At 59.2% G+C, this 25,197-nt stretch carries 25 protein-coding genes and 2 pseudogenes; 13 read left to right on the top strand and 14 right to left on the bottom strand.

Annotation, left to right across the window (positions count from 1 at the left end; all coding sequences use genetic code 11):
• Window positions 1-114: 114 nt before the first annotated feature.
• The 3 genes and pseudogenes from BLV61_RS19345 to BLV61_RS19335 all read left to right on the top strand — a co-directional run bounded on the left by BLV61_RS19345 (window position 115) and on the right by BLV61_RS19335 (window position 2,932).
• Window positions 115-1,498: pseudogene (locus BLV61_RS19345) on the top strand (C4-dicarboxylate transporter DctA).
• Entirely contained in the window at window positions 1,495-2,199 is a 705-nt protein-coding gene (locus BLV61_RS19340; protein ID WP_047533511.1) for a FadR/GntR family transcriptional regulator, read from the top strand. The pseudogene BLV61_RS19345 and the gene BLV61_RS19340 overlap by 4 nt, the downstream one beginning before the upstream one ends.
• Window positions 2,200-2,224: 25 nt before the next feature.
• Complete coding sequence (locus tag BLV61_RS19335; protein WP_090466954.1) at window positions 2,225-2,932, top strand: GntR family transcriptional regulator; 708 nt, start codon at window positions 2,225-2,227, stop codon at window positions 2,930-2,932.
• 91 nt (window positions 2,933-3,023) lie between these two features.
• On the opposite strand, the pseudogene yjiA reads toward BLV61_RS19335, so the two are convergent.
• From yjiA to BLV61_RS19320, 3 genes and pseudogenes are all read right to left on the bottom strand, one after another.
• Window positions 3,024-3,994: pseudogene (yjiA, locus tag BLV61_RS19330) on the bottom strand (GTPase).
• Between the two features lie 162 nt (window positions 3,995-4,156).
• A complete protein-coding gene (locus BLV61_RS19325) occupies window positions 4,157-4,354 on the bottom strand; it encodes a YbdD/YjiX family protein (protein WP_007937254.1) in 198 nt (65 codons plus the stop codon).
• 14 nt (window positions 4,355-4,368) lie between these two features.
• Complete coding sequence (locus BLV61_RS19320) at window positions 4,369-6,435, bottom strand: carbon starvation CstA family protein (protein ID WP_047533519.1); 2,067 nt, start codon at window positions 6,433-6,435, stop codon at window positions 4,369-4,371.
• Window positions 6,436-6,591: 156 nt separating this feature from the next.
• Between BLV61_RS19320 and BLV61_RS19315 the strand changes: the two genes are divergently transcribed.
• On the top strand, window positions 6,592-6,960 hold the full coding sequence (locus BLV61_RS19315) for a PilZ domain-containing protein (protein WP_047533521.1): 369 nt from the start codon (window positions 6,592-6,594) through the stop codon (window positions 6,958-6,960).
• A 43-nt stretch (window positions 6,961-7,003) separates the two neighbouring features.
• On the opposite strand, the gene radA is transcribed toward BLV61_RS19315, so the two are convergent.
• A complete protein-coding gene (gene radA / locus BLV61_RS19310) occupies window positions 7,004-8,371 on the bottom strand; it encodes a DNA repair protein RadA (protein ID WP_007937264.1) in 1,368 nt (455 codons plus the stop codon).
• A gap of 596 nt (window positions 8,372-8,967) precedes the next feature.
• Between radA and mscL the strand changes: the two genes are divergently transcribed.
• On the top strand, window positions 8,968-9,381 hold the full coding sequence (gene mscL / locus BLV61_RS19305; RefSeq protein WP_047533523.1) for a large-conductance mechanosensitive channel protein MscL: 414 nt from the start codon (window positions 8,968-8,970) through the stop codon (window positions 9,379-9,381).
• A gap of 44 nt (window positions 9,382-9,425) precedes the next feature.
• Here the strand turns inward: mscL and BLV61_RS19300 are convergent, their stop codons facing one another.
• Complete coding sequence (locus BLV61_RS19300) at window positions 9,426-10,202, bottom strand: ferredoxin--NADP reductase (protein ID WP_047533526.1); 777 nt, start codon at window positions 10,200-10,202, stop codon at window positions 9,426-9,428.
• Between the two features lie 317 nt (window positions 10,203-10,519).
• Between BLV61_RS19300 and BLV61_RS19295 the strand changes: the two genes are divergently transcribed.
• Together BLV61_RS19295 and BLV61_RS19290 are read left to right on the top strand one after the other, a co-directional pair.
• Window positions 10,520-11,251: a helix-turn-helix transcriptional regulator gene (locus tag BLV61_RS19295; RefSeq protein WP_047533528.1), complete on the top strand. Its 732-nt coding sequence runs from the start codon at window positions 10,520-10,522 to the stop codon at window positions 11,249-11,251.
• A gap of 163 nt (window positions 11,252-11,414) precedes the next feature.
• Window positions 11,415-12,539 carry a methyltransferase gene (locus BLV61_RS19290; protein ID WP_090466952.1) on the top strand — a complete coding sequence of 375 codons (1,125 nt, stop codon included), beginning with the start codon at window positions 11,415-11,417 and terminating at the stop codon, window positions 12,537-12,539.
• Between the two features lie 75 nt (window positions 12,540-12,614).
• On the opposite strand, the gene BLV61_RS19285 is transcribed toward BLV61_RS19290, so the two are convergent.
• The 3 genes from BLV61_RS19285 to BLV61_RS19275 form a co-directional block, all read right to left on the bottom strand.
• Window positions 12,615-12,782, bottom strand: a complete 168-nt coding sequence (locus BLV61_RS19285; protein ID WP_081997949.1) for a DUF2474 domain-containing protein — start codon at window positions 12,780-12,782, stop codon at window positions 12,615-12,617.
• Between the two features lie 86 nt (window positions 12,783-12,868).
• Window positions 12,869-13,876, bottom strand: coding sequence for a cytochrome d ubiquinol oxidase subunit II (gene cydB, locus BLV61_RS19280; protein WP_047533534.1), 1,008 nt, complete (start codon window positions 13,874-13,876; stop codon window positions 12,869-12,871).
• A gap of 3 nt (window positions 13,877-13,879) precedes the next feature.
• The gene (locus BLV61_RS19275) at window positions 13,880-15,316 is read right to left on the bottom strand and encodes a cytochrome ubiquinol oxidase subunit I (RefSeq protein WP_090466950.1); all 1,437 of its coding nucleotides are present in this window, start codon (window positions 15,314-15,316) and stop codon (window positions 13,880-13,882) included.
• A gap of 359 nt (window positions 15,317-15,675) precedes the next feature.
• Here BLV61_RS19275 and BLV61_RS19270 point away from each other — a divergent pair, with 359 nt between their 5' ends.
• Window positions 15,676-16,914: an MFS transporter gene (locus BLV61_RS19270; protein ID WP_047533540.1), complete on the top strand. Its 1,239-nt coding sequence runs from the start codon at window positions 15,676-15,678 to the stop codon at window positions 16,912-16,914.
• 2 nt (window positions 16,915-16,916) lie between these two features.
• Here BLV61_RS19270 and BLV61_RS19265 read toward each other — a convergent pair whose 3' ends face one another.
• A complete protein-coding gene (locus BLV61_RS19265) occupies window positions 16,917-17,468 on the bottom strand; it encodes a DJ-1 family glyoxalase III (protein ID WP_090466948.1) in 552 nt (183 codons plus the stop codon).
• A 66-nt stretch (window positions 17,469-17,534) separates the two neighbouring features.
• Window positions 17,535-17,951 carry a DUF4879 domain-containing protein gene (locus BLV61_RS19260; protein ID WP_090469928.1) on the bottom strand — a complete coding sequence of 139 codons (417 nt, stop codon included), beginning with the start codon at window positions 17,949-17,951 and terminating at the stop codon, window positions 17,535-17,537.
• Between the two features lie 249 nt (window positions 17,952-18,200).
• On the opposite strand from BLV61_RS19260, the gene BLV61_RS19255 reads away from it, so the two are divergent.
• Together BLV61_RS19255 and trmA are read left to right on the top strand one after the other, a co-directional pair.
• Window positions 18,201-19,496 carry an NCS2 family permease gene (locus BLV61_RS19255; protein WP_047533548.1) on the top strand — a complete coding sequence of 432 codons (1,296 nt, stop codon included), beginning with the start codon at window positions 18,201-18,203 and terminating at the stop codon, window positions 19,494-19,496.
• On the top strand, window positions 19,493-20,572 hold the full coding sequence (gene trmA / locus BLV61_RS19250; protein WP_090466946.1) for a tRNA (uridine(54)-C5)-methyltransferase TrmA: 1,080 nt from the start codon (window positions 19,493-19,495) through the stop codon (window positions 20,570-20,572). Before BLV61_RS19255 ends, trmA begins: the two co-directional genes overlap by 4 nt.
• Window positions 20,573-20,623: 51 nt before the next feature.
• On the opposite strand, the gene BLV61_RS19245 is transcribed toward trmA, so the two are convergent.
• From BLV61_RS19245 to BLV61_RS19235, 3 genes are all read right to left on the bottom strand, one after another.
• Complete coding sequence (locus BLV61_RS19245; RefSeq protein ID WP_047533553.1) at window positions 20,624-21,070, bottom strand: DUF2442 domain-containing protein; 447 nt, start codon at window positions 21,068-21,070, stop codon at window positions 20,624-20,626.
• A complete protein-coding gene (locus BLV61_RS19240; RefSeq protein WP_047533556.1) occupies window positions 21,067-21,495 on the bottom strand; it encodes a hypothetical protein in 429 nt (142 codons plus the stop codon). Before BLV61_RS19240 ends, BLV61_RS19245 begins: the two co-directional genes overlap by 4 nt.
• A 211-nt stretch (window positions 21,496-21,706) precedes the next feature.
• On the bottom strand, window positions 21,707-21,913 hold the full coding sequence (locus tag BLV61_RS19235; RefSeq protein WP_047533558.1) for a tautomerase family protein: 207 nt from the start codon (window positions 21,911-21,913) through the stop codon (window positions 21,707-21,709).
• Window positions 21,914-22,032: 119 nt separating this feature from the next.
• Between BLV61_RS19235 and BLV61_RS19230 the strand changes: the two genes are divergently transcribed.
• The 3 genes from BLV61_RS19230 to BLV61_RS19220 all read left to right on the top strand — a co-directional run bounded on the left by BLV61_RS19230 (window position 22,033) and on the right by BLV61_RS19220 (window position 24,383).
• Window positions 22,033-22,944: a LysR family transcriptional regulator gene (locus BLV61_RS19230; RefSeq protein WP_047533561.1), complete on the top strand. Its 912-nt coding sequence runs from the start codon at window positions 22,033-22,035 to the stop codon at window positions 22,942-22,944.
• A gap of 138 nt (window positions 22,945-23,082) precedes the next feature.
• Entirely contained in the window at window positions 23,083-23,523 is a 441-nt protein-coding gene (gene aroQ / locus BLV61_RS19225; RefSeq protein WP_090466945.1) for a type II 3-dehydroquinate dehydratase, read from the top strand.
• 5 nt (window positions 23,524-23,528) lie between these two features.
• Window positions 23,529-24,383: a shikimate dehydrogenase gene (locus BLV61_RS19220; RefSeq protein ID WP_047539079.1), complete on the top strand. Its 855-nt coding sequence runs from the start codon at window positions 23,529-23,531 to the stop codon at window positions 24,381-24,383.
• Between the two features lie 36 nt (window positions 24,384-24,419).
• Here the strand turns inward: BLV61_RS19220 and BLV61_RS19215 are convergent, their stop codons facing one another.
• On the bottom strand, window positions 24,420-25,097 hold the full coding sequence (locus tag BLV61_RS19215; RefSeq protein WP_047533565.1) for a TetR/AcrR family transcriptional regulator: 678 nt from the start codon (window positions 25,095-25,097) through the stop codon (window positions 24,420-24,422).
• Window positions 25,098-25,197 lie beyond the last annotated feature (100 nt).

Here is a 25,197-nt window from a genome sequence, read left to right as displayed (position 1 = left end):
ATTCAGTGCCTAGACTGGCTCCGCACTGGACATACCGGTAAGACCACAATAATTAAGTACTGACGTCGATCCGCTGAAGCGACGACTGCCAGGACACCGACCAGGATTCCTCCCATGCTCAGATGGTGCTCGCGTTCAATCTTCCTCCAAGTGGTTCTCGGACTGGTGCTCGGCATCGTCTGCGGGCTGGCCCTTCCTGAATACTCCGCTCAGCTCAAGCCCCTCGGTGACGGGTTTATCAAGCTGATCAAGATGCTCATTGGCCTGATCGTGTTTTGCGTGGTGGTCAGCGGCATCAGCGGTGCCGGCGACCTGAAGAAGGTCGGACGCATCGGCCTCAAATCAGTGATCTACTTTGAAGTGCTGACCACCATCGCCCTGGTGATCGGCCTGGTGTTCGCCTTCAGCACCGGCATCGGCAGCGGCGCGAACATCCATCTGGATCAGCTTTCCGCTGCCGACATGGGTGACATTGCCCAGCGCGGCCAGCACATGCATACCACCACGCAGTTTTTGATGGACCTGATTCCGACCTCGGTGATCGGTGCCTTTGCAGACAACAACATTCTGCAAGTCCTGCTGTTTTCGGTGCTGTTCGGCAGTGCATTGAATCTGGTGGGCGAAGCGGCATCGGGCATTTCGCGGCTGATCAATGAACTCAGCCACGTGATCTTTCGCATCATGGGCATGATCGTGCGCCTGGCGCCGATTGGCGTGTTCGGCGCCATTGCCTTCACCACCAGCAAATATGGCCTCGATTCGCTGCAGCACCTGGGCAGCCTGGTCGGTTTGTTCTACTTGACCTGCACCGCTTTCGTGGCGTTGATTCTTGGCCTGGTGATGCGCTTGTCCGGCCTGAGAATGTGGCCGCTGCTCAAATACCTGCGCGAGGAACTGCTGATCGTCATGGGCACCGCTTCGTCAGACGCCGTGCTCCCGCAAATCATGCGCAAGCTTGAGCACCTGGGCATTGGCAGTTCGACCGTCGGGCTGGTGATTCCTACCGGTTATTCATTCAACCTCGACGGTTTCTCGATCTACCTGACCCTGGCCATCGTGTTCATCGCCAACGCCACCGGCACACCGCTGGCCATGACCGACCTGCTGACCATTCTGCTGGTGTCGTTGATCACGTCCAAGGGCGCGCACGGCATCCCAGGTTCGGCACTGGTCATTCTGGCGGCCACCCTGACGGCTATTCCAGCCATACCGGTGGTGGGCCTGGTCCTGGTTCTGGCGGTGGACTGGTTCATGGGCATCGGCCGGGCGCTGACCAACCTGATTGGCAACTGCGTGGCGACCGTGGCCATTGCCCGCTGGGAAAAAGACATCGATGTGCAACGGGCGAACAAGGTACTTTCCGGTCAGGTGGGTTATACCTTCCAGCCGCGAAAACCGGCCGCTTCGGCGCATCAGCAGGAATTCTGAATCAACGGCGTGCCGCTCCAGCTGGCCGGCACGCCCCTACTACTTTCGATGCTCAGGGAGCGAACAGTGATTACCTCGTCGACCGTTGTAAATTCAGTCGTGGAAAAACTTCGGGCCGCGCTGGCCCGGGGTCAATGGCGCTCCGGCGAAATGCTGCCGGGGCAACGTGAGCTGGCCGAACAACTGGGTATCAGTCGTCCGAGCCTGCGTGAGGCGGTCATCGTCCTGGAAACCCTCGGCCTGGTGCGTTCCATGCCAGGCAAAGGCGTGGTGGTGCTGGAGGCCAACCCCGGCGACAGCCAGAGTTATGACAACGCGGTGTCGGCGGCAAGCCTGGAAGACGTGCTGCAACTGCGCTACACCCTTGAACCGTTCATCGTAGGCCTCGTGGCGCAATCGATCAGCAGCAAGGAAGTCGGGCAATTGCGCCTGACGCTGATGGACATGCGCGAAGCCCTGGAAGCCAACGACAGCGAGGCCGGGGTCAACGCCTACATCGCGTTCCATGAAGAGCTCTTCACGCTGACGTCCAACCCGATCTTCCAGAGCGTGGTGCAACAGACCAGCAATGCACTCAAGCAAAGCGCCGAAGTGCTACGCAATTCCCCGGAGCATCTGGCTGAACGCCTCGAAGAGAACGAAGCCGTGGTGCGCGCGATTCGCAGCAAGAACAGCGCCCAGGCCAGCGCCGAGATGCGTCGGCACATTCTTCGTGAGGGCCAGCGGATGGGCATCGAATTGAACATCCCGGAAGACAACTTCGGTAGCTGAAACCGCTTCGAACTGGAGACAGGCCATGAACAGCTTCGCTTCACCGCAAACACTCGTTGCCCTGCCCTTCCCTGGAAAAAATCTCGGGCAGCCGTCGGCGGAGGATCTTTACTCCCGGATCTTCGACGCCATTCTCGAACAGCGCCTCCTGCCCGGCAGCCGCTTTACCGAGGACAGCCTGGGCCAGATGTTCGGCGCTCGACGCAGTGAAGTTCGCAGCGTGCTGACGCGACTGTCCCACCAGCAGGTCATTATCCTGCGAGCCAACCATCGCCCCCGTGTCGCCGCACCCGATGTCGAACAGACCCGGCAAACGCTGCACGCACGGCGCCTGACCGAGCTGACGCTGGTCAGACTGGCCTGTCAGCGACCTCTGCCAGAACAGCTGAAACGTCTGCACGCGCTGGTCGATAGCGAGCGCCAATGCACCGCGCGCGGCCCGACGATTCGCTTGTCCGGGACGTTTTATTTGCAGTTGGCTGAAATGGCGGGTAATGCGCCACTGGCGCATTTTCTCGGTAGCCTGGTACCGCTCACCTCACTGGCAATTGCGCAATTTGATGCGCAGTTGGAAGGTTATTGCGGGTGGCAGGTGCATGAACACATCCTGGACGCCGTTGAGCGCGGGGACTCCCGGGAAGCCGAGTTTTTGCTGAGCCAGTATCTGGATCATTTGGAGGCGGCATTGCTGAACCCGCAACCGATTTCCCGCCAGAATCGTGTTGCCGGTTAGACCACCTTCGCGAGCAAGCTCGCTCCCAAATCTCCCGTGGGAACGCACCTGCTCGCGATAGCGACATCAGCCTCACTGCACATGGCAGCCCTTACTGCGCCGCCACCTTCGCAAACCCTTCACGGATTTTCTCTTCCGGCAAATCATCGGCAATAAACACGATCACGCTCTCGCGCGATTCGCCCTCGGCCCATTCGGTGTCCCAGTCGAAGCCGTAAATCTTCAGCACGCCCTGAAACACCATGCGCCGCGGTTCGCCAAGGATGTTCAACACGCCTTTGTAGCGCAGCAATTGCTTGCCATGGTCTTCCAGCAGTTCATTCATGAACTCGCTGAGCTTGTCGATATCCAGCGGTTTGTCGGTACGCAGCACCAGGCTGGAAATGCGGTCGATGGACGGCGCCTTGGTCACGGGCCGCAAACTCACCCCCCCCCGAGGTCGGCATTGAGATTGAAACCGCGCACGTCAAGCAATTCGGCCAGGTCGATCTTCCCGTGATCAACCACACGAATCGGAGCGCGACGATTGATCCGGGTCAGGCGCTCACTCAACGCGGTGAAGGTCGGCTCGTCCACCAGGTCGCGCTTGCTCACCAGCAAACGGTCGGCGAAACCGATCTGCGCCTGGGCAATGGTCTGGGTCAGGTGCAGCTCGGCATGCGCCGCGTCGACCAGGGTGATGATGCCATCAAGGATGTAGCGCTCGCGCAGCTCTTCGTCGATGAAGAAGGTTTGCGCCACCGGGGCCGGATCCGCCAGCCCCGTGCATTCGATCACCAGACGATCGAAGGTGATATCGCCGCTGTCCAGGCGTTCGAGCAGCAGATACAACGCTTTGGTCAGGTCAGTGTGAATCGTGCAGCAGACGCAGCCGTTGGACAGCGTCATCACTTGTACCGGCTCGTCGCCCAACAGCTGGGTATCGATGCCCGCATCGCTGAATTCGTTTTCGATCACCGCGATTTTCAGACCGTGCTCGGCTTTGAGCAGGTGGCGCAACAGCGTGGTCTTGCCGGCGCCGAGGAAGCCGCTGAGGATCGTGACGGGGATGGGAGAGGACAAAATTGATCTCCTGTTTCACAAAACTGATAAACAACACAAAACAAAAGTGAGAGCGAGCTTGCTCGCGATAGCGGCTTAACATTCAACATCACTGTTGATTGACAGTCCGCCATCGCGAGCAAGCTCGCTCCCACAGGTTTTGCCGTTAACCCGCCATCCGGATCAACAGCACTTCGGCCCACCCTTGCCACCGTAACGGGCTTCCTGGCGTTCGCGGAAGAACGCCTCGTAGCTCATCACCGGTTTGTCCGGGTGTTTGGTTTGCATGTGCTCGACGTAGTTGTCGTAGTCGGGCATGCCGACCATCAGGCGCGCGGCCTGACCGAGGTATTTACCGAGGCGACTCAGGTCATTGAACATGCTGCAATCCTCGATCAAGCATCCGGCAGCGCCTGGAATGGCGATTCTTTATCCGTACGTTCTTTTTTACCCCAGGCGGCAATGCCGACCTTGAGCGCATAGAACAGGATACTGAACACCACGAACAGGAACAGCGCGGTCAGCGTTGCGTTGGTGTAGGCGTTGAAGATCACGTGCTGCATCTGCGTGATGTCCTTGGCCGGGGCGAGGATCTGACCATTGGCCAGCGCATCGCTGTATTTTTTAGCCAGGGACAGGAAGCCGATCGCCGGGTTGGCGTCGAACAGCTTGATGAAGCCGGCGGTGGTAGTGCAGACCAGCAGCCAGGCCGCAGGCAACAAGGTCACCCAAATGTAGCGCTGGCGTTTCATCTTGATCAGCACGACGGTGCCGAGCATCAGCGCGATACCGGCCAGCATCTGGTTGGAGATACCGAACAGCGGCCACAAGGTGTTGATACCACCCAATGGATCGATCACGCCCTGGTACAACAGCCAGCCCCACATTGCCACGCAACCGGCGGTCGCGATCAGGTTGGCGGTCCAGGATTCGGTGCGGCGCAGCGCCGGCACGAAGGAGCCCAGCAGATCCTGCAGCATGAAGCGACCGGCGCGGGTGCCAGCGTCGACCGCCGTCAGGATGAACAGCGCTTCGAACAGGATCGCGAAGTGGTACCAGAATGCCATGGTGTTTTCACCCGGCAGCACGCTGTGCAGGATCTGTGCGATACCGACCGCCAGGGTCGGCGCACCGCCGGCACGGGCCAGGATGGTGGTTTCACCGATGTCCTTGGCCACTGCTTGCAGGGCGTCCGGAGTAATGGCAAAGCCCCAGCTGCTGACGGCTTGTGCAACGGCCACGACATCACCGCCGACCACGGCGGCCGGGCTGTTCATGGCGAAATACACGCCTGGCTCGATCACCGAGGCAGCGACCATGGCCATGATGGCCACGAAAGACTCCATCAGCATGCCGCCGTAACCGATATAGCGGGCGTTGGTTTCGTTATCCAGCAGCTTCGGCGTGGTGCCGGAGGAGATCAGCGCGTGGAAACCGGACACCGCGCCACAGGCGATGGTGATGAACAGGAACGGGAACAGCCCGCCCTTCCACACCGGCCCGGTGCCGTCGATGAACTGGGTCACTGCCGGCATTTTCAGCTCGGGCATGGTGATCAGGATGCCGATGGCCAGGGCGACGATGGTGCCGATTTTCAGGAAGGTCGACAGGTAATCGCGCGGCGCCAGGATCAGCCACACCGGCAAAACTGCCGCCACGAATCCATAGCCGATCAACATCCAGGTGATCTGGATACCGGTGAAGGAAAAGGCCTTGGCCCATACTGGATCGGCGGCAATCTGCCCGCCCAGCCAGATCGAACCCAGGAGCAATACCACGCCGATCACCGAAATTTCACCGATACGGCCCGGGCGGATGTAGCGCATGTAGATGCCCATGAACATCGCGATCGGGATGGTCGCCATCACCGTGAAAATGCCCCACGGACTTTCGGCCAGGGCCTTGACCACGATCAGCGCCAGCACCGCGAGGATGATGATCATGATCAGGAAGCAGCCGAACAGCGCAATCGTGCCGGGAATGCGACCCATTTCTTCACGGACCATGTCACCCAGGGAGCGGCCGTTGCGGCGGGTGGACATGAACAGGACCATGAAGTCCTGCACCGCACCGGCCAGCACCACACCGGCGATCAGCCATAGCGTGCCGGGCAGGTAGCCCATTTGCGCCGCCAGCACCGGTCCGACCAGCGGACCCGCGCCGGCAATGGCCGCGAAATGGTGACCGAAGAGGATATGTTTATTGGTGGGGACGTAATCCAGACCGTCGTTATTGAGCACGGCGGGAGTGGCCCGTCGCGCATCGAGTTGCATCACATTGTTAGCGATGAACAGACTGTAGTAGCGATACGCGACCAGATAAATGGCCACGGCAGCGACCACAATCCACAAGGCGTTGATCGCCTCGCCTCGACGCAATGCCACGACACCCAGGGCGCACGCACCTATGATTGCCAGCACCAGCCAGGGTAGATGGCGTAGCGGGCTATTATTATTTTTCATTTTATTATTCCAGCCAGAGTGGACAAGAAAGAAAGCCACCTCGAGTTTAGCGCCCCTGACGACAAAGGGCATACCCGATATTGGTCTGGCGCCTCTCTTGCTGGCAGTCTTGCGAAAGGCGGGTCTATAGTCAGCGAACCTATCGAGGATTGCGCCATGAGCGACCACCCTGCCGACCGCCGCCGTTTCAAACGTATTGCGTTCGATGCCCGAACCGAGCTCCGTCAGGGTGAACACACCTGGTCGGTGAAGCTGATCGACCTGTCACTCAAGGGCTTGCTGATTGAACGCCCTGTCCCGTGGCTGGGTAATCCGCAGCAGAACTTTTCCGTCGGCATTCACCTGTCCGATGACACCGACATTGCCATGGATGTCGAACTGACCCACGAGGACAAAGGCCAGCTCGGCTTTGTCTGCCGGCATCTCAGCCTGGAATCGATTGCGAGCCTGCGGCGGGTGATTGAGTTCAACCTGGGTGACGCCGCTGAACTTGAACGAGAGCTGGGTGCCCTGATCGAAATCTGACGGCCCGACACCATCCCACTGGGATCAAGTCCGGCCCGGAAACTTATTCGAACAAGGCGTCCAGCGCCTGCTCCAGACGGGTGACGGCAATGATCTGCAAACCCGGCGGGGCCTCTTTCGGTGCATTGCCCTTGGGCACGATGGCGCGCTTGAAACCGTGTTTGGCGGCCTCTTTCAAACGCTCCTGACCGCTCGGTACCGGACGCACTTCACCGGACAGCCCCACCTCACCAAACACCAGCAGATCATGAGGCAACGGCCGGTTGCGCAAGCTGGACATGACCGCCGCCATCAACGCCAGATCGGAAGCCGTTTCCAACACTTTCACGCCACCGACGACGTTGAGGAATACGTCCTGATCGTGGGTCGGAATGCCGCCATGACGATGTAACACCGCCAGCAACATCGCCAGGCGATTCTGATCCAGACCCAGGGTTACCCGGCGCGGATTGGCCAGATGGCTGTCGTCCACCAACGCCTGGACTTCCACCAGCATCGGTCGGGTACCCTCCCACGTCGCCATGACCACACTGCCCGGAACTTCTTCCTGAGCCCGGGTCAGAAAAATCGCCGAAGGATTGGAGACTTCTTTCAGCCCCTTGTCGGTCATGCCGAACACGCCCAGTTCGTTAACCGCACCGAAACGGTTTTTCACTGCCCGCAGCAGGCGCAGACGACCATCGGATTCGCCTTCGAAATACAGGACCGTATCGACCATGTGCTCCAACACACGGGGACCAGCCAGCGCCCCCTCCTTGGTGACATGGCCGACCAGGAAAATCGCCGTGCCGCTCTGCTTGGCATAACGCACCAGCAATGCCGCGCTTTCGCGGACCTGAGACACGCCGCCCGGTGCCGACTGCAGTTGCTCGGTGAAAATCGTCTGGATCGAGTCGATCACCATCACCTTGGGCTTTTCCTGCCGCGCCGTGGCGATGATGGTTTCGATACAGGTCTCGGTCATGACCCGCAACTGATCCTGAGGCAACCCGAGGCGTCGGGCACGCATGGCCACTTGCTGTTGGGACTCTTCGCCGGTGACGTACAGCGCCGGCATGCTCTTGGCGAGGTTGCACAAGGTTTGCAACAGAATGGTCGATTTGCCAATGCCGGGATCACCACCGATCAGCACCACCGAACCGTCCACCAGACCACCGCCCAGCACCCGGTCCAGTTCGCTGGACGCCGTGGAAAAACGCGGAATCTCCTCGACACTGACTTCGGCCAGGGTCTTGATCTGCGCCTGTTGACCGGTCCAGCCGGTGCGACCGCTGGGCGCTGCCGCCCCGCCGCTTTCCACCATGGTTTCAGTCAGCGTGTTCCAGGCGCCGCACTCGCCGCACTGGCCAGCCCACTTCGGAAAAGTCGAGCCGCACTCGGTGCAGCCATACATGCGCTTGGCCTTGGCCATCGGAACTCCCGGCAAAAATCGCGATGATACCCCAGGTGGAGCGAATCAGTGCGACGCGGGTGTCCGCCGAGTGACTGCCTACAACTTGTCATGATCGATTAACACGCGTAACGATATAGTTAATTAAAAACAATTACAATTTTTTACAACTAACAGCAAATACCCCCCACATATAACCCTGTACACATCCACTACAACTACCGCCTCAACGTACAGCAAGCGCAAACTCTGTCATCAATACAAATAGCAAATCTGACCAAGCACACTCTTAAATCTCGACCTCGCTCTCATCTCCCCACTGAAATCTCATAATCCAAACAACCAAAAGTGAAATTTTATTTATGTTGTCACTATCATTTCATTCCAGCTGACCTTCGCCACACGCCTGGTTTTCGACAGTAGAGCAGCACGACGACAGGATCGCGAAAATACCTCGAAACCCTTTCTCGCCCACCCTGCGAGGGTGGCATTGTCAAACTTTTTCCCGATACCCCGGTCGACAGCAGGCGGCGTTTGTAAGCAGGCGTTTCGAGCAAGATGCGTCTTGCTGATTTACACTGCGGTCACCAACCTCATCTGTAACAAGGAAATAACCTATGGGCGTGATAAGTGAGTTCAAGGCCTTCGCGGTCAAGGGCAATGTGGTCGACATGGCCGTGGGTATCATCATCGGCGCCGCCTTCGGCAAGATTGTCACGTCGTTTGTCGGCGATGTGATCATGCCGCCAATCGGGCTGTTGATCGGTGGGGTGGACTTCAGTGACCTGGCCATTACGCTCAAGGCCGCTGACGGTAACGTCCCGGCGGTGGTGCTGGCCTACGGTAAATTCATCCAGAGCCTGATCGACTTCCTCATCGTCGCCTTCGCGATCTTCATGGGTGTCAAAGCCATTAACCACCTGAAACGCGAAGAGGCAGTGGCGCCCACCGTGCCGCCGGTTCCGACCAAGGAAGAAGTGTTGCTGGGCGAGATCCGCGATCTGCTCAAGGCCCAGAACAACCGGCCTTGAAAGCTTGAAAGAAATACGGACGGCGCCCTTGCGGCGCCGTTTTATTACCAGAAGTTTTCCACCGCCACCTGACCGGGTCGTCGGCTGAGGCTCAAATGCATATCGCGCTGTTTGAGCAATTTGCGCGTGTCATCGATCATCTGCGGATTGCCGCATAGCATGACCCGTGAGTGCTCGGGCGTCAGGGCCACCCCGGCAACGCGCTCCAACTCGCCATTTTCGATCAGCGTGGTAATGCGCCCGTTCAAGGCGCCAGGATGTTGCTCGCGCGTCACCGTGTTGATGAGTTGCAGCTTGTGAGCGAATTCCGACAGATACTCACGCTGCGCCAGCCCCGCGATAAGGTCCTGATAAGCCAGCTCCCGGGTCTCACGGACGCTGTAGACCAGGATGATCCGCTCGAATTTCTCCCAGACCTCGAAGTCCTGCAGGATCGACAGAAATGGCGCCAGCCCCGTACCCGTGGATAACAACCACAGATCACGCCCGTCAACGAAGCGATCAAGCGTCAGGTAACCGAAGGCCTGGCGGTCGACGAGCAGCGTGTCGCCAACGCCCAGACGACTCAACTCGCTGGTGAACTCGCCCCCCGGAACCACGATGGAAAAGAACTCAAGAAACTCGTCAAAGGGTGACGACACCATGGAATAGGCACGCCAAACCGTACTGCCATCGGCGCGGGTGACGCCTAACCGGGCAAATTGCCCTGCGCGAAAACGAAAACCGGGGTCCCGAGTGGCACGTAGCGTGAACAGATTCGGTGTCAATGGCTGGACGTCGAGCAGTGTCTGGCGAGTAAATTTCTCTTCACTGGCGGTCATGGGGACGCTCCATTCAACAGATTGCCCAGTGTCTCGTAAAGCGCACACCATAAACACTCACTATTTGTAGTGTCTTTTAGGGCAAAAAGTACTCTTGCCGTAAATATTAAATAACACGCGATACAGGAGCCTTACAGGATTAAATTAAAGAATACATATAATACAAACGTTTAAATCTACCTCCATTAGAACCAAAATCTTAGCTTCCTAATGTCTAATAAAGCTAAATATTATCAATACCTGCGTAGGATTAATCCTACAATCCCAAACACATCAAAACAGTGGATCCAATTCACCAATACTACAGGAGCCACATCATGGAAAGATGGAAGGAATCCCAACTCAAACAACTGGCAGCCTCCGCAGAACTTGAAATCGCCTACGGTGTATCGCTCAGTTTTGCAAAAAACATGGGGTTCGAATTTTTTGCTTTTTCAACCAGTTACACTTCGAAAACCGACGATTTCAATACCGTGCGATTAAACAATTACCCCTCAGACTGGAACTCCGCCTATGAGAAAAAGAAGCTGGCTGCCATTGATCCAATAGTAGCTCATTGCCACCAATCAGCAATGCCTATCGTGTGGAGCGAAGAGCTGTTCAGCGGCGCGCGATGTCTATGGGATGGGCTTGAGCAGCAGGGATTGCAACACGGTTGGTCGCAAGCGATTCACGACGAGGAAAGCGGTCTGTGCAGCATATTGAGCCTGGTGCGCAGCCACTGCCCGATCAGCGCGTGGGAGCTGTACGAACATCTGGGTTTTTCCTCGTTCATCGGGCATCACCTGCACAAGCTGGCTGTACGATCGCTACCCACAAGGCCTGCCACACCGTCCAACCCGCAATTGTCGCTGCGGGAAATCGACGTATTGAAACTGGCCGCGGATGGCAAAACAGCCTACGAAAGCGCCGGAATTCTTAATCTCAGCCCGCGAACGATCAATTTCCATGTTCAGGAAGCCATCCGCAAATTCGGAGTAAGCAATAAGATTTCAGCTGTCATCGCGGCCGCCAAGGCTGGCTACCTCGACAGAAACGCAATAGGTTGACTGGAAAAACCTGCGAGTAATCCACTCCAAAAAAACGTACCATTCGCGGTCCCTCCTGAGTGATGACGTGTGATTTGTCCACGACGCAGTCCACTCGGACGGCCCCGCCGCCAAGACGCCCCAGGGCCGCGGGATACCCGTTGATTACCCAGAGCCCCGCCCCATGCCCTTGCTCGAAACACCCTTCGCCAGCCTCGACCTGATCCGCCAACCCGAACAGCAGAACGAACCCCTGCAAGCCTTTGACGCGGCAGACGAGTACCTGCTCAACCATCTGGCCGAACAGCGACCTTCGACCGAGACGCGGGTTCTGGTGCTCAACGACAGTTTCGGTGCACTGGCAGCCAGCCTGGCAGGCAAAGTCAACGTCACCAGCAGCGGCGACTCGTTCCTGGCTTTTCAGGGTCTGGAAAAAAACCTGGCGCGCAATGGCCTGCCGTTTGATGGCGTACCGCACATACCCGCCAGTGAAGCGCTCAAGGGGCCCTTTGACCGGGTACTGATCCGGGTGCCGAAAACCCTGGCGTTGCTGGAAGAACAACTGATCCGCCTGCAAGGGCAGTTGGCTCCAGGCACCCAGGTGATCGCGGGCGCAATGATCAAACACCTGCCACGTGCCGCAGGCGATCTGCTGGAGCGCTACATCGGCCCGGTGCAGGCGACCCTGGCGGTGAAGAAAGCACGGCTGCTGATCGCCACGACCGAAGCAAAAGCCCCCGTAGTCTCGCCCTATCCGACGCGCTATCGACTCGACACACCGGCCATCGAATTGCTCAACCACGCCAACGTGTTCTGCCGTGAAGGCCTGGACATCGGCACGCGGGCGTTTCTCCCACACCTGCCGAAGAACCTCGGCAGCGCACGGGTCGCCGACCTCGGTTGCGGTAACGGCGTTCTGGCGATCGCCAGCGCCCTGCAAAACCCCGAGGCCCATTACACGCTGGTCGATGAGTCGTTCATGGCCGTGCAATCGGCCGCCGAGAACTGGAGCGCCGCACTGGGCGAGCGCGATGTGATCGTGCGGGCGGGTGATGGTTTGGCCGGGCAGGAACCTCAATCGCTGGACGTAGTGCTGTGCAATCCACCGTTTCACCAGCAGCAGGTGGTTGGCGACTTCCTGGCCTGGCGGATGTTCCAGCAGGCCCGGGAAGCCCTAGTGACAGGCGGTGCGTTATACATCGTCGGCAACCGTCATCTGGGGTATCACAGCAAGCTCGCGCGGTTGTTCCGCGGGGTCGAGCAAGTCGCCGCCACGCCGAAATTCGTGATTCTCAAGGCCCGCAAATAATCAGGGCAAAAAAAACCCTCCATCAGGAGGGTTGTAAATCCGCGCCGCAAGGCTGCGGGATGGGATGTCAGGTCATTAGTGTGTGGTCAGGCCGGCGGCGTTCATGAACATCCGCATCAGGCTGGCGACGATGAACAATGCACCGACGCTTCCCGCCCAAATCATGGCCAACCAGCCGAGCCGCTGCCACAGCGGCTTTTTTTCGGCCTGTTCGATGTCGTGCAGGGAATGTTTGTTGCTCATAGCCTGAACCTCCAATGAAGGTGGGTGGCGCCCGTCATGGCGCCATCGCGAGCAAGCTCGCGCCCACAAATCCGCGCAGCAAAGGCCTAGTGGTAACCATCTTCATGGGTGACCTTGCCGCGGAACACGTAATAGCTCCAGAAGGTGTACCCAAGGATGAACGGGATGATGAACAGCGTGCCCACCAGCATGAAGCCCTGGCTCTGCGGCGGTGCCGCGGCGTCCCAGATCGAGATCGACGGCGGCACGATGTTCGGCCACAGGCTGATGCCCAGGCCGCTGTAACCGAGGAAGATCAACACCAGCGTCAGCAGGAAAGGCGTGTAGTGCGCATTGCGGGCCACCGCCCGGATCAGGCCGTACAAGGTCACCAGCACCAGAATCGGCACCGGCAGGAACCAGAACAGGTTCGGCAACGTGAACCAGCGCGCCGCAATCTCGGCATGGGCCAGTGGCGTCCAGATGCTGACGATGCCGATCACCGCCAGCAATACGAACGCCAGCGGTCGCGCCAGGTCATGCATTTGCTCCTGCAGCTTGCCTTCGGTCTTCATGATCAACCAGGTGCAACCGAGCAGCGCATAAGCCACTACCAATGCAGCTCCGCAGAACATCGTGAACGGTGTCAGCCAGTCCAGTGACCCTCCGGCGAACTGACGATTGACCACCGGCAAACCATCGATGAACGCCCCCAGCGCCACGCCCTGGAAGAAGGTGGCCGCCACCGAACCACCGATGAACGCCTTGTCCCACAGGTGGCGCTTGGCATCTTTGGCCTTGAAGCGGAACTCGAAGGCCACGCCACGGAAAATCAGGCCGATCAGCATGAAAATCAGCGGCAGGTACAACGCCGAGAGCACCACCGAGTAAGCCAGCGGGAACGCACCGAACAATGCTGCGCCCCCCAGTACCAACCAGGTTTCGTTACCGTCCCAGACCGGAGCGACGGTGTTCATCATCACATCGCGGTCACTTTTGCCGGGGATGAACGGAAAGAGAATCCCGATCCCCAGGTCGAATCCGTCCATGACCACGTACATCATGATGCCGAAGATAATGATCACGGCCCAGATCAGCGGAAGATCAATACCCATGATTCAAACCTCCTTGGTCAGGCTGTGGTCGGCATCGGCGTGTTCATCGCCGGCTGCGGACAGCGGACGTGCCGGTGTGCGTTTCTGGCCAGGACCACCTTCGTTGGTTTCCTTGCCCTCGTCGATCTTCGGCCCTTTGCGCACCAGGCGCATCATGTAGCCCAGGCCGGCACCGAACAGGGCGAAATACACCACGACGAACAGGATCAGGGTGATGCTCATCTGCATGAAGCTATGGTTGGAGGAGGCATCCGCCGTACGCATCAGCCCGTAGACCACCCACGGTTGACGACCGATTTCAGTGGTGAACCAGCCGGCGAGAATCGCGATCAGGCCGGACGGCCCCATCCACAACGCCAGATACAGGAACGGCCGCGAGGTATAGAGCGTGTCGCGCTTGCGCAGCCACAGGCTCCACAATCCGGTGAAGATCATCAGGAAGCCCAGGCCGACCATGATCCGGAACGACCAGAAGACGATGGTCGAATTCGGCCGGTCCTCAGGCGGGAACTCCTTGAGGGCGGGTACCTGTTTGTCCAGCGAGTGGGTCAGGATCAAGCTGCCGAGGTACGGAATCTCGACGGCGAATTTGGTTTTCTCTTCTTTCATGTCCGGCCAGCCGAACAGGATCAGCGGCGTCGCCTCGTTACCTTTGTTTTCCCAGTGGCCCTCGATCGCGGCGATTTTTGCCGGTTGATGCTCGAGTGTGTTGAGGCCGTGGAAGTCACCGATGACCGCCTGAATCGGCGCCACGATCAGCGCCATCCACATGGCCATCGAGAGCATGGTGCGAATCGCCGGGTTGTCTTTGCCGCGCAGCAAATGCCAGGCCGCCGAGGAACCGACGAAGAAAGCCGTTGCGACGAACGCCGCCGTTGCCATGTGCATCAGGCGATACGGGAACGACGGGTTGAAGATCACCGCCAGCCAGTCGGTCGGAATGACCTGGCCGTTGATGATCTCGAAGCCTTGCGGGGTCTGCATCCAGCTATTGGACGCGAGTATCCAGAAGGTCGAGATCAACGTGCCGATGGCGACCATCACCGTGGCGAAGAAGTGCAGACCGCGGCCCACCTTGTTCCAGCCAAACAGCATGACGCCGAGGAAACCGGCTTCGAGGAAGAATGCCGTCAGGACTTCGTACGTCAGCAACGGCCCCGTCACCGATCCGGCGAAGTCCGAGAAACGGCTCCAGTTGGTGCCGAACTGATACGCCATGACCAGCCCCGAAACCACACCCATGCCGAAGTTGACCGCAAAGATCTTTGACCAGAAGTGGTAGAGATCGCGGTAAGTGTCGTTGTGGGTCTTCAGCCACAGGCCTTCGAGAACCGCCAGGTAACTCGCCAGGCCAATGGTGATGGCGGGAAACAGGATGTGGAACGAGATAGTGAACGCGAACTGAATTCGGGCGAGATCAAGTGCCTCTAAACCGAACATAAGTCTTCCTCTGTCAGGTAGTACGGCTGCCGGCGCAAGCCTGCATCCACGGTTCCCACGGGTATGGAGTGCGGCGAATTCAAATTCGTTCTTTTTTTTACCAGCATCGCAACGCAGGGAGTCTGGCGCTCGGGTCACTGGATCAACGCCTGTCGAGGGTATTGATCTGGATCAAGCAACGTTGAAAGAGTAGTCCCATTTGCGAGGATGAACCGCGTGGTCTTTTGCCGCGTGACAAGTTGCCTCACCGAGGCGAGCCAGACGAATAGATGTCTAGCTACCTAAATCTTCCAGGATGGCAACTTCCTGTTACAGCTTAATGATAATCTCTCCCTTTCCCACACCCAGATCTGCTCCAGATGCCCAGCCAAGAGCCCTTGCTGTTACGTCATCACCGCCCTTTCATCGCGTTCTGGCTGGCCCGGATCTTTACGGCCAGCGGCTTTCAAATGCTCACGGTGGCCATTGGCTGGAACCTGTACCAACTGACCGGCAACGTGCTCGATCTGGGCCTGGTCGGGCTGGTGGAGTTCGCCCCGCGCGTGCTGTTCATGCTGCACACCGGGCATGTGGCAGACCGCTACGACCGGCGCAGGGTCGCGGCGATCTGCCAGTCCATTCAGGCACTGATCGCCCTGTCGCTGGCGATCGGCAGCGCAACTGACCATGTCACCCGGGAAATGATCTTCATCCTCGCGTTCGTGCTCGGTGCCGCTCGCTCCTTCGAAATGCCGACCACCCAGGCCCTGCTGCCGAGTATCGTGCCCAGCGCCCTGTTTCCCCGGGCCGTCGCCGCCGCACAGTCGGCCCAGCAGTCAGCGACCATCGTCGCCCCGGCCCTCGGTGGATTGCTCTACGCCTTCGGCAGTGTCTGGGTCTATGGCCCGACGGTGATCCTTTACCTCATTGCCTGCTCGCTGATGCTCAACCTGCCCGCCCGCCAAACGCCGCTGAACAAGGGCAAGGCCACCCTCGATTCACTGCTGGCCGGCATCCGCTTCATTCGCAGTCGCCCCGACATACTAGGGGCCATCTCCCTTGACCTGTTCGCCGTCCTGCTGGGTGGCGCGACGGCGTTGCTGCCGGTTTTCGCCAAGGACATCCTGCTGACCGGCCCGTGGGGCCTGGGCCTGCTGCGCTCGGCACCCGCAGTGGGCGCGCTGATGATGTCGCTGTGGCTGGCGCGATTTGCTGTCGACCGCAATGTCGGGCGAGTGATGTTCACCGCCGTGGGCATATTTGGTGTGGCAACCATCGCCTTCGGCCTGTCGACATCGTTCTGGTTCTCGCTGGCCGTACTGGTGATCCTGGGCGCGGCCGACATGATCAGCATGGTGATCCGCGCGTCCTTCGTGCAACTGGAAACCCCGGACGAAATGCGTGGCCGGGTCAGCGCCGTGAACGGATTGTTCATCGGTGCTTCGAATCAATTGGGAGAATTCGAATCCGGCCTGACCGCCCACTGGTTCGGAACCGTGCCGGCGGTGGTCATGGGCGGTATCGGCACACTGGTGGTGACCGGGGTGTGGATCAAACTGTTCCCGAGTCTGGCCAGCCGCGATCGCATGCATGTGCCGAAGGAAGAAGTGAAGGCCTGACGCTAAACCACCAACTCCGACGCCACCGCCGTTCGCGTGGCCTTGCCGCAGAGTTGTTCCACCAGCGCCAGGGCGAACGGCAGGGCAGCGCCCGAGCCCTGGGCCGTAATGCAGTTGCCATCAACCACCACCGGTTGATCGACGAAGTTGCAGCCTGACAGTTGATGGCTGACAGAAGGCAAGCAGGTCATGCGCCGCTGGCGCAACACGCCAAAAGCCTGCAGCGCCAGCGCGGGGGCCTCGGCAATGCCCGCGAACAAGCGACCGGCCGCCGCCTGATCCTTGATCAATTGTTGCAGGGGTTGATGGTTCGCCAGGTGCTGCGCCCCCACTGCACCGCCGGGCAGGGCGATCAGGTCGAATGGCTGGGCCAGCAGGTCCACCAGCATGGCATCGCAGGTCAGGCGGGTGCCGCGGGCGCAGGTGAGCATGCGTCGCCCCTCGATGCTGGCCACCACCACTTCCACTTTGGCGCGGCGCAGCACGTCGACCAGGGTCACGGCTTGCAGGTCATCGATGCCCTCGGCGAGGGTAATCAAGGCTCTAAAGGTCATAAGGGCAATCCAGGGAGTGATCCTTAAAGCGTAGTCAGCTTTCCCGCCCCTTGTTCGAACCCCGCCTTACTTGATGTAGAGCTGCGTCGACAAAGTGTTGCCCGGGGCGTTGATCGAGGTGTTGCTGAAGGTGAACGTGCCTTCCTGCTTGCCCGCCATATCGAAGACGTACAGATAACCAACGGTTTTCATGCCTACGGTGCAGTCCGTCAGGTTGCCGTTAGTGAACGCACAGACTGGAGCCCGGGTGCCATTCACATCAAAACCGTCCAGTCCGACATGCGCCTCGCGACCGTAACCGACTTCCAACACGTAGATCATGATGTGAGGGCCGGAGTGGTTGCAGCGTGTCTGCTCCTGTCCTTCAGCAATGTCTTCAAAGCCGCAGGCCGGCGATTCGACCTTGAGCACTTTCAACTGAGTCAAGGGTGGCGCCGAGGCCGCCGAGGCGGTTTGTGCCCCCAGGCACAAGGCCAGCAACATTCCGATGCCGATAAACAGACGCTTCTTCACGCGATACCCCTCCCCAAAAACAGCGCGCAGTATGGCTGACTTGGGCTAAACGCAAAACATCGACGACGATCACCGCCATAAGCAGCCATAACCCTACGCTGCTGGTATGATGCGCGGCTTTTTCCGACCCACAGAAAATTCCCAGGCGCCAACAGCGGTCTGTGCTTTGCTGTTGAGGTCGATACATTCACGGCGCCGGGCGCGCCACGGGGAGCAGACATGCTGGAAAGGCTGTTTCAACTCAAGGCACACAACACCAACGTACGCACCGAGATACTGGCGGGCGTCACGACCTTTTTAGCCATGGCCTACATCCTGTTCGTCAACCCGAGCATCCTCGGCGAGACCGGCATGGACAAGGGCGCGGTATTTGTCGCGACCTGTCTGGCCGCCGCCATCGGCTCCACGGTCATGGGGTTGATCGCCAACTACCCGATCGCCCTCGCGCCGGGCATGGGCCTGAACGCCTTCTTCACCTACACCGTGGTCCTGCACATGGGTCACACCTGGCAAGTGGCGCTGGGCGCGGTGTTCATTTCGGCGGTGTGCTTCTTCCTGCTGTCGATCTTCCGCATCCGTGAATGGATCATCAACAGCATCCCGTTGCCATTGCGCTCGGCGATTGCCGCCGGTATCGGCCTGTTCCTGGCCCTGATCGCCCTGCACAACGCCGGCATCGTGGTCAGCAACCCGGCGACCATGGTCGGCCTCGGCGACCTCAAACAACCGGCACCGATCCTCGCCACCCTCGGCTTTGCCCTGATCGTCGCCCTCGAAGCACTGGCCGTGCGTGGCGCCGTGCTGATCGGCATTCTGGTCGTGACCATTGCGTCGATCCTGCTGGGTTTCAGCCCGTTCGGCGGCGTGATGTCGATGCCGCCTTCGCTGGCGCCGACCTTCCTGCAACTGGACATCAAGGGTGCATTGGACATCGGTCTGGTCAGCGTGATTTTCGCTTTCCTGTTCGTCGACCTGTTCGACAACTCCGGCACCCTGATCGGCGTCGCCAAGCGCGCCGGCCTGATGGGCAAGGACGGTCACATGCCGAAAATGGGCCGTGCCCTGATCGCCGACAGTACCGCCGCCATGGCCGGTTCCCTGCTGGGCACCTCGACCACCACCAGCTACATCGAATCCGCCGCCGGCGTGAGTGCCGGTGGCCGCACGGGCCTGACGGCCGTCGTGGTGGCGATCCTGTTCCTGCTGGCGCTGTTCTTCTCGCCCCTGGCCTCCAGCGTTCCGGCGTTCGCCACTGCCCCGGCGCTGCTGTTCGTCGCCGTACTGATGACATCCGGCCTGGCCGAAATAGACTGGGACGACATCACTGTTGCCGCACCGGTCGTGATTACCGCCCTGGCGATGCCATTCACTTACTCCATCGCCAACGGCATCGCTTTCGGCTTCATCTCGTGGACCGCGATCAAACTGCTGTCCGGGCGTGGCCGCGAGCTGAACCCGGCGCTGGTGATTCTGTCGATTCTGTTCGTGATCAAGCTGGGTTGGTTCAACGCATGACTTTTGATTCCCAGGCCTACGCCACTCAGCTCGAAGAAAAGGTCACGCGCTTGCGTGACCTCCTGGCGCCTTTCGATGCGCCGCAGCCGACCGTCTTCGACTCGCCGCTGCAGAATTTCCGCCTGCGCGCCGAATTCCGCCTGTGGCGCGAAGCCGGCGAGCGCCACTACGCGATGTTTTCCCAGGAAGACAAACGCACGCCGATCCTGATCGAAGAATTCCCGATCGCCAGCCAGCGCATCAACCAGTTGATGCCGCAGCTCAAGGCCGCCTGGCAAGCCAGTTCAGCCCTGAGCCACAAGCTGTTTCAGGTGGAGTTCCTGACCACTCTGGCTGGCGACGCCATGATCACCCTGTGCTACCACCGCCCGCTGGACGAACACTGGCACGCGGCGGCCTCGAAGCTCGCGGCCGAATTGAATGTCAGCGTGATTGGCCGCTCCAAGGGCAAGCGCGAAGTCATCGGTCACGATTACGTGGTGGAGAAACTGGAAGTCGGCGGCCGTACCTTCAGCTATCGCCAGCCCGAAGGCGCGTTCACCCAGCCCAACGGCACCGTGAACCAGAAGATGCTCAACTGGGCGTACGACGCGCTGGGCGATCGCCCGGACGACTTGCTGGAACTGTATTGCGGCAACGGCAACTTCACCCTGCCGCTCGCCACTCGTGTGCGCAACGTACTGGCCACCGAAATCAGCAAGACCTCGGTCAACGCCGCGCTGAGCAACCTCAGCGAAAACGCGGTGGATAACGTCACCCTGGTGCGCTTGTCCGCCGAAGAACTGACCGAAGCCTTGAATGAAGTGCGGCCGTTCCGTCGCCTGCACGGCATCGACCTCAAGAGCTACGAGTTTGGCAGCGTATTCGTCGACCCGCCGCGCGCCGGCATGGACCCGGACACCTGCGAACTGACCCGGCGCTTCGACAACATCCTCTACATTTCCTGCAACCCGGAAACCCTGGCGGCCAACATCGCCCAACTGCACGACACCCATCGCATCACCCAATGCGCGATGTTCGACCAGTTCCCGTGGACTCACCACATGGAATCCGGCGTATTGCTGACCCGGCGCTGAGTGCAGGTGCCAGACATGAAAAAGCCGTCTCTGCGACGGCTTTTTTGTGGCTCAAGGGGCGACATCAACCTTTCGCGGACGCCCACCTTTTTTGCCATTGGCGCGTGCGGCCTCAGCCTTGGCCGAACTGCTTTGACGGCCATTGCGTGACGCGACGATCGAAGTCGCCATGGCCATCAATGGCGGACACGCCGATATCATCTCTGCAATGGATACATGCAGATCCTTACCTTCGTGGCAAAGCGCCGTACCGGAGTAACCGACTTTCAGCCGGGTGAAATCCTCGGCCTCAAAACCGTCGAATTCCGAATAATTCTTGACCGGCAGCAACACACCGCTGCCATCTTCGAAGCTGACGGCCAGACACGGGTCCAGAAAGGCTACCGCCGTGGCCTGTAAACCGCTGCGACGGCGTAACTCACCCCTTTCAATGGCTTCGTCCAGGCGACTTTCGGTGACTGGTAGATCAAACAGCGTCCTGGCTTTTATGGTTTTCATAACTCGATCTCCACACCTTCTTGTGCACCCTTCAGAAATAGCAGCGTCTTGTTCGCTTCGGGCTCATAACACGCAGAACCAATCATGTAAGTCGCACCAGCAATCCCTTTCACCAACACAACCTCATTGATTTGCCCGTCCCACAACTGGTTGTCGAGACAGACCGTTTGAATTTTGCGCCACCAGATACCACGAGCGCGCTGTAGATGGGCAGGCTGCATGAGCGATTGACGCAATCCCTCAAGCACCGCCAATGGCGGTCGTCTCGACAGCGGAACGACATCCCAGAGTTCAACACCGTTGTGCCAGAAGCAAAACTTGAACCTCGCACTCCATGTTCCGGCGTCCACATGCACATGCGGTGGACAGTGTTCATCGCGCAACATGATCACCACTGAGAGCCCTTTATAACGGCATACTTTCATGCTAACCCATCCGTTAGGTTAATGAATCCGAAGACCCGACATTCCCTGAAAATCCGACAATCGGCATGACGCACACAATCGTCAATGCGCTTCTGAGACTAGCGCTCAGCCCTATCTGCGGCCGATTCACAGCCTTGAAAAAACGTAACCAATCCTTTTCCGGCGCCCACAAAAAAAGCCGTCTCTGCGACGGCTTTTTTTCACCCGGTTTTCACCCTGGCAGATTCTTTCGATATTCAGTGGTGGTGATGCCTTTATACCCCCAGTTATCGGTATCAATTTCCTCGATCACGATGTGCGTCAGTTCTGGCGGTTTGCCGAGGACGCGCTGCAAGGTTTCGGTGATTTCCGCGATGACCTGGGCTTTTTGCTCCCGGGTAACGCCGTCACGGGTAATACGTACGCTGACGAAAGGCATGCTGTATCTCCTGCTCGTTGATCAAGAAAGGCCTGGGGCATCGAACTCACTGTATCGGTGTGCAGGCATCTGATAAATACTGATTCACACACTTCATTTGATCCCCGGTGTAATCAATCATGCAGCGACAATTCGACGATCTTCAGCTAGGCAGTATCGAGCTGTTTTGCCTGGCCGCCGAAGCCGGTAGCTTCACTTCTGCCGCGCTGGTGGCAGGCGTCACTCCGGCGGCCGTGAGTCGCTCGGTGTCACGTATGGAAGAGCGTCTGGGCGTACGGCTGTTCGCACGCACCACCCGCAGCGTCAAGCTGACCGACAGCGGTCGTCGCTACTACGAGGAATGCCGCCAGGCGCTGGCCCAACTGGTTGAAGCCCAGCGCGAAGTCATGGGCCAGCAGCAAGTACCGTCCGGGACCCTGCGCATCAGTATTCCCACCACCTACGCCCACCATCGCATCCTGCCGTTGCTCCCGGCCTTTCGCGCGCGTTTTCCGGCGGTGAAGGTTGAGTCGCACATCAGCAATCGCAACATCGATTTTGTCGGCGAAGGCTATGACATGGCCATTCGCGTGCGGGCGATTCCGGATTCCGGCCTGATCGCCAGGCCCCTCGAAGACGCCGAACTGGTGATGGTTGCCAGCCCCGACTACCTCCAGCGTGCCGGCACGCCGCAAACCCTCGACGACCTGCAGCACCACGAATGCATCCAGTACGAACTGCCCAGCAGCGGCCGGCGCATCGCCTGGTTGTTCAACGACAAGAGCGTGGAGCGGGAAATTCTGGCGGAAGGCAACTTCAGTTGTTCCGACGATGTATTGGGTGGCGTGACCCTGGCGAAACACGGCGCGGGGTTGTTTCAGACCTATCGTTTCATTGTCGAAAAGGAACTGGCTGATGGCTCATTGCTGGAAGTGCTCAAGCCCTACGGCGGACGCTCTCGGCCGTTTACCCTGCTCTATCCGCAAAGTCGCCACGTCCCCCTCAGATTGCGGGCGTTTATCGATTTTCTGCTTGAGCATCTGCCGCGCTGATACGAAACCGTCCGATCACCGCACACAAAAAGCCCGGTGACTGGCTCTTCAATTGACCGAATTAACCAGTTAGTACAATTTATCTCCACAGGCTGGAATCCTCGGCCAATGCCAAAAACAATAAGTGGAGAAACATCGATGCCCCCCATTATTCTGGTGCTCAACGGCCCGAATCTGAACCTGCTCGGCACCCGTGAGCCGGCAACCTACGGCCACGAAACCCTCGCTGACATTTCCGCCCTGTGCGGTCGTACCGCCGAAGAATTCGGCCTGGCGGTGGAGTTTCGCCAGACCAACCACGAAGGCGAACTGCTCGACTGGATTCACAACGCCCGCAACCGTTGCGCCGGTATCGTGATCAACCCGGCCGCGTGGACCCACACGTCGGTGGCGATCCGCGATGCGCTGGTTGCCAGTGAACTGCCGGTGATCGAAGTGCACCTGTCCAATGTCCACGCCCGTGAACCTTTCCGCCACCACTCCTTCGTCTCGGCGATCGCCACTGCGGTGATGGCCGGGTTCGGCAGCCACGGCTATCGCCTGGCGCTGGAGCATTTCAGTCTGCGTTTGAAGGGGTGAACATCGTGAATCCGAACCATACGGTATTGGCCGGACTGATCGGCGCCGGCATCCAGGCGTCCCGCACCCCGGCGCTGCACGAACATGAAGGCGATGCCCAGGGTTTGCGCTACCTCTATCGCCTGATCGACCTCGATCAACTGAAACTCGACAGCGATGCCCTGCCCGACCTGCTCAGTGCCGCCGAGCGCATGAACTTTACCGGGCTGAACATCACCTTCCCGTGCAAGCAGGCGATCATCCCGCTGCTCGACGAATTGTCGCCGGAAGCCCGCGGCATCGGCGCGGTGAACACCGTGGTGCTCAAGGATGGCAAGCGCATCGGCCACAACACCGATTGCCTGGGATTTGCCGAAGGCTTTCGCCGTGGCTTGACCGGCGTTGCCGTTGACCGCGTCGTACAGATGGGTGCCGGAGGCGCCGGTGCCGCCGTCGCCCACGCACTATTGAGCGAAGGCGTACGGCAACTGAGCATTTTCGATGTGGAAATCAGTCGTGCCCAGAGCCTGGCGGACAACCTCAATCAACATTTCGGCAGCGGCCGCGCTGTCGCGGGTCTCGATCTGGCGGGGAGCCTGGCCGAGGCCGACGGCCTGGTGAACACCACCCCCATGGGCATGAAAAAACTGCCGGGCATGCCGGTGCCGGTCGAGTGGCTGCGCGCGCAGCTGTGGGTCGCGGAGATTGTTTACTTCCCGCTGGAAACCGAACTGCTGCGCAACGCCCGCGCCCTGGGCTGCCGGACCCTGGATGGCGGCAACATGGCGGTGTTTCAAGCGGTGAAGGCGTTCGAATTGTTCAGCGGCGTGGTGCCCGATGCCCAGCGAATGCTGGCGCACTTTCAAAGCATGAATGGCTGAAGGCTTTCTGTGGCGAGCAAGCTTGCTCGCCACGGTTCAGGCCTGCAAATAGCGCAGAACAGACTCGCAAATCATCTCCCGATGACGCTGCTTGATGCCCTCGTCCGGCAAGTCGATCTGAAAAATCTCACCAAAGGTGTGACGGTTCGACACGCGATAGAAGCAGAACGAACTGATCAGCAAATGCACATCCAGCGGAACCAGCCCCTTACGAAACAGCCCTTCCTCGGCACCACGACGCAGAATCTCACCCAATGAGTCGAGGATGGTGTTGTTCATCGCCTTGATCGCATCGGAACGCTTCACGTACTCGGCGTTGTGGATGTTTTCAATGCTGACGATGCGCACGAAATCGACGTTGCGGTCATGGTGATCGAAGGTGAATTCCACCAGCCGCCGAATCGCCTCCACCGGGGCCAGTTCGGCCAGGTGCAGACGGTTCTCGGTGCTGCGGATATCGCCGTAAAGCTTTTCCAGCACTTCGACGTAGAGCTGTTCCTTACTGCCGAAGTAGTAATAGATCATGCGCTTGGACGTGTGGATGCGCTCGGCGATCGCATCCACACGAGCCCCGGAAAGCCCCTGCTGAACGAACTCGACAATGGCTTCTTGAAGAATGTTCTCGCGGGTTTTTTCCGGGTTGTTCTTGCGACTCTTACGCGGCTCGGCCATCGGTTCGTCGGACGCCAAGGAGAGTTCTGAAGTCATTGTCATTGCGGGCTCACGGCCATCACTGCACAAGCGGGCGATTATGGGCTGAGCCGCACACTGAGGGAAGCCGTGCGGCAATGGATTACTCCCGTCATTACGAATT

It is taken from the genome of Pseudomonas mohnii (assembly GCF_900105115.1).
Taxonomy (GTDB): Bacteria; Pseudomonadota; Gammaproteobacteria; order Pseudomonadales; family Pseudomonadaceae; genus Aquipseudomonas; species Aquipseudomonas mohnii.
The sequence above is the reverse complement of the archived record's forward strand: the minus strand, read 5'-3'. Positions and strand labels throughout refer to the sequence as shown.

Excerpts from the sequence above, each read along its gene's own strand:
- BLV61_RS19270 (WP_047533540.1), top strand. The coding sequence starts at position 15,676 with ATGCCCAGCCAAGAGCCCTTGCTGTTACGTCATCACCGCCCTTTCATC.
- BLV61_RS19325 (WP_007937254.1), bottom strand. The coding sequence starts at position 4,354 with ATGTTCAATGACCTGAGTCGCCTCGGTAAATACCTCGGTCAGGCCGCG.
- BLV61_RS19275 (WP_090466950.1), bottom strand. The coding sequence starts at position 15,316 with ATGTTCGGTTTAGAGGCACTTGATCTCGCCCGAATTCAGTTCGCGTTC.
- mscL (WP_047533523.1), top strand. The coding sequence starts at position 8,968 with ATGGGCGTGATAAGTGAGTTCAAGGCCTTCGCGGTCAAGGGCAATGTG.
- BLV61_RS19240 (WP_047533556.1), bottom strand. The coding sequence starts at position 21,495 with ATGAAAGTATGCCGTTATAAAGGGCTCTCAGTGGTGATCATGTTGCGC.
- cydB (WP_047533534.1), bottom strand. The coding sequence starts at position 13,876 with ATGGGTATTGATCTTCCGCTGATCTGGGCCGTGATCATTATCTTCGGC.
- BLV61_RS19235 (WP_047533558.1), bottom strand. The coding sequence starts at position 21,913 with ATGCCTTTCGTCAGCGTACGTATTACCCGTGACGGCGTTACCCGGGAG.
- BLV61_RS19315 (WP_047533521.1), top strand. The coding sequence starts at position 6,592 with ATGAGCGACCACCCTGCCGACCGCCGCCGTTTCAAACGTATTGCGTTC.
- BLV61_RS19335 (WP_090466954.1), top strand. The coding sequence starts at position 2,225 with ATGAACAGCTTCGCTTCACCGCAAACACTCGTTGCCCTGCCCTTCCCT.
- aroQ (WP_090466945.1), top strand. The coding sequence starts at position 23,083 with ATGCCCCCCATTATTCTGGTGCTCAACGGCCCGAATCTGAACCTGCTC.
- BLV61_RS19230 (WP_047533561.1), top strand. The coding sequence starts at position 22,033 with ATGCAGCGACAATTCGACGATCTTCAGCTAGGCAGTATCGAGCTGTTT.
- BLV61_RS19260 (WP_090469928.1), bottom strand. The coding sequence starts at position 17,951 with ATGTTGCTGGCCTTGTGCCTGGGGGCACAAACCGCCTCGGCGGCCTCG.
- BLV61_RS19265 (WP_090466948.1), bottom strand. The coding sequence starts at position 17,468 with ATGACCTTTAGAGCCTTGATTACCCTCGCCGAGGGCATCGATGACCTG.
- BLV61_RS19295 (WP_047533528.1), top strand. The coding sequence starts at position 10,520 with ATGGAAAGATGGAAGGAATCCCAACTCAAACAACTGGCAGCCTCCGCA.
- BLV61_RS19255 (WP_047533548.1), top strand. The coding sequence starts at position 18,201 with ATGCTGGAAAGGCTGTTTCAACTCAAGGCACACAACACCAACGTACGC.
- radA (WP_007937264.1), bottom strand. The coding sequence starts at position 8,371 with ATGGCCAAGGCCAAGCGCATGTATGGCTGCACCGAGTGCGGCTCGACT.
- BLV61_RS19290 (WP_090466952.1), top strand. The coding sequence starts at position 11,415 with ATGCCCTTGCTCGAAACACCCTTCGCCAGCCTCGACCTGATCCGCCAA.
- BLV61_RS19300 (WP_047533526.1), bottom strand. The coding sequence starts at position 10,202 with ATGACCGCCAGTGAAGAGAAATTTACTCGCCAGACACTGCTCGACGTC.
- BLV61_RS19245 (WP_047533553.1), bottom strand. The coding sequence starts at position 21,070 with ATGAAAACCATAAAAGCCAGGACGCTGTTTGATCTACCAGTCACCGAA.
- BLV61_RS19320 (WP_047533519.1), bottom strand. The coding sequence starts at position 6,435 with ATGAAAAATAATAATAGCCCGCTACGCCATCTACCCTGGCTGGTGCTG.
- trmA (WP_090466946.1), top strand. The coding sequence starts at position 19,493 with ATGACTTTTGATTCCCAGGCCTACGCCACTCAGCTCGAAGAAAAGGTC.
- BLV61_RS19285 (WP_081997949.1), bottom strand. The coding sequence starts at position 12,782 with ATGAGCAACAAACATTCCCTGCACGACATCGAACAGGCCGAAAAAAAG.
- BLV61_RS19215 (WP_047533565.1), bottom strand. The coding sequence starts at position 25,097 with ATGACAATGACTTCAGAACTCTCCTTGGCGTCCGACGAACCGATGGCC.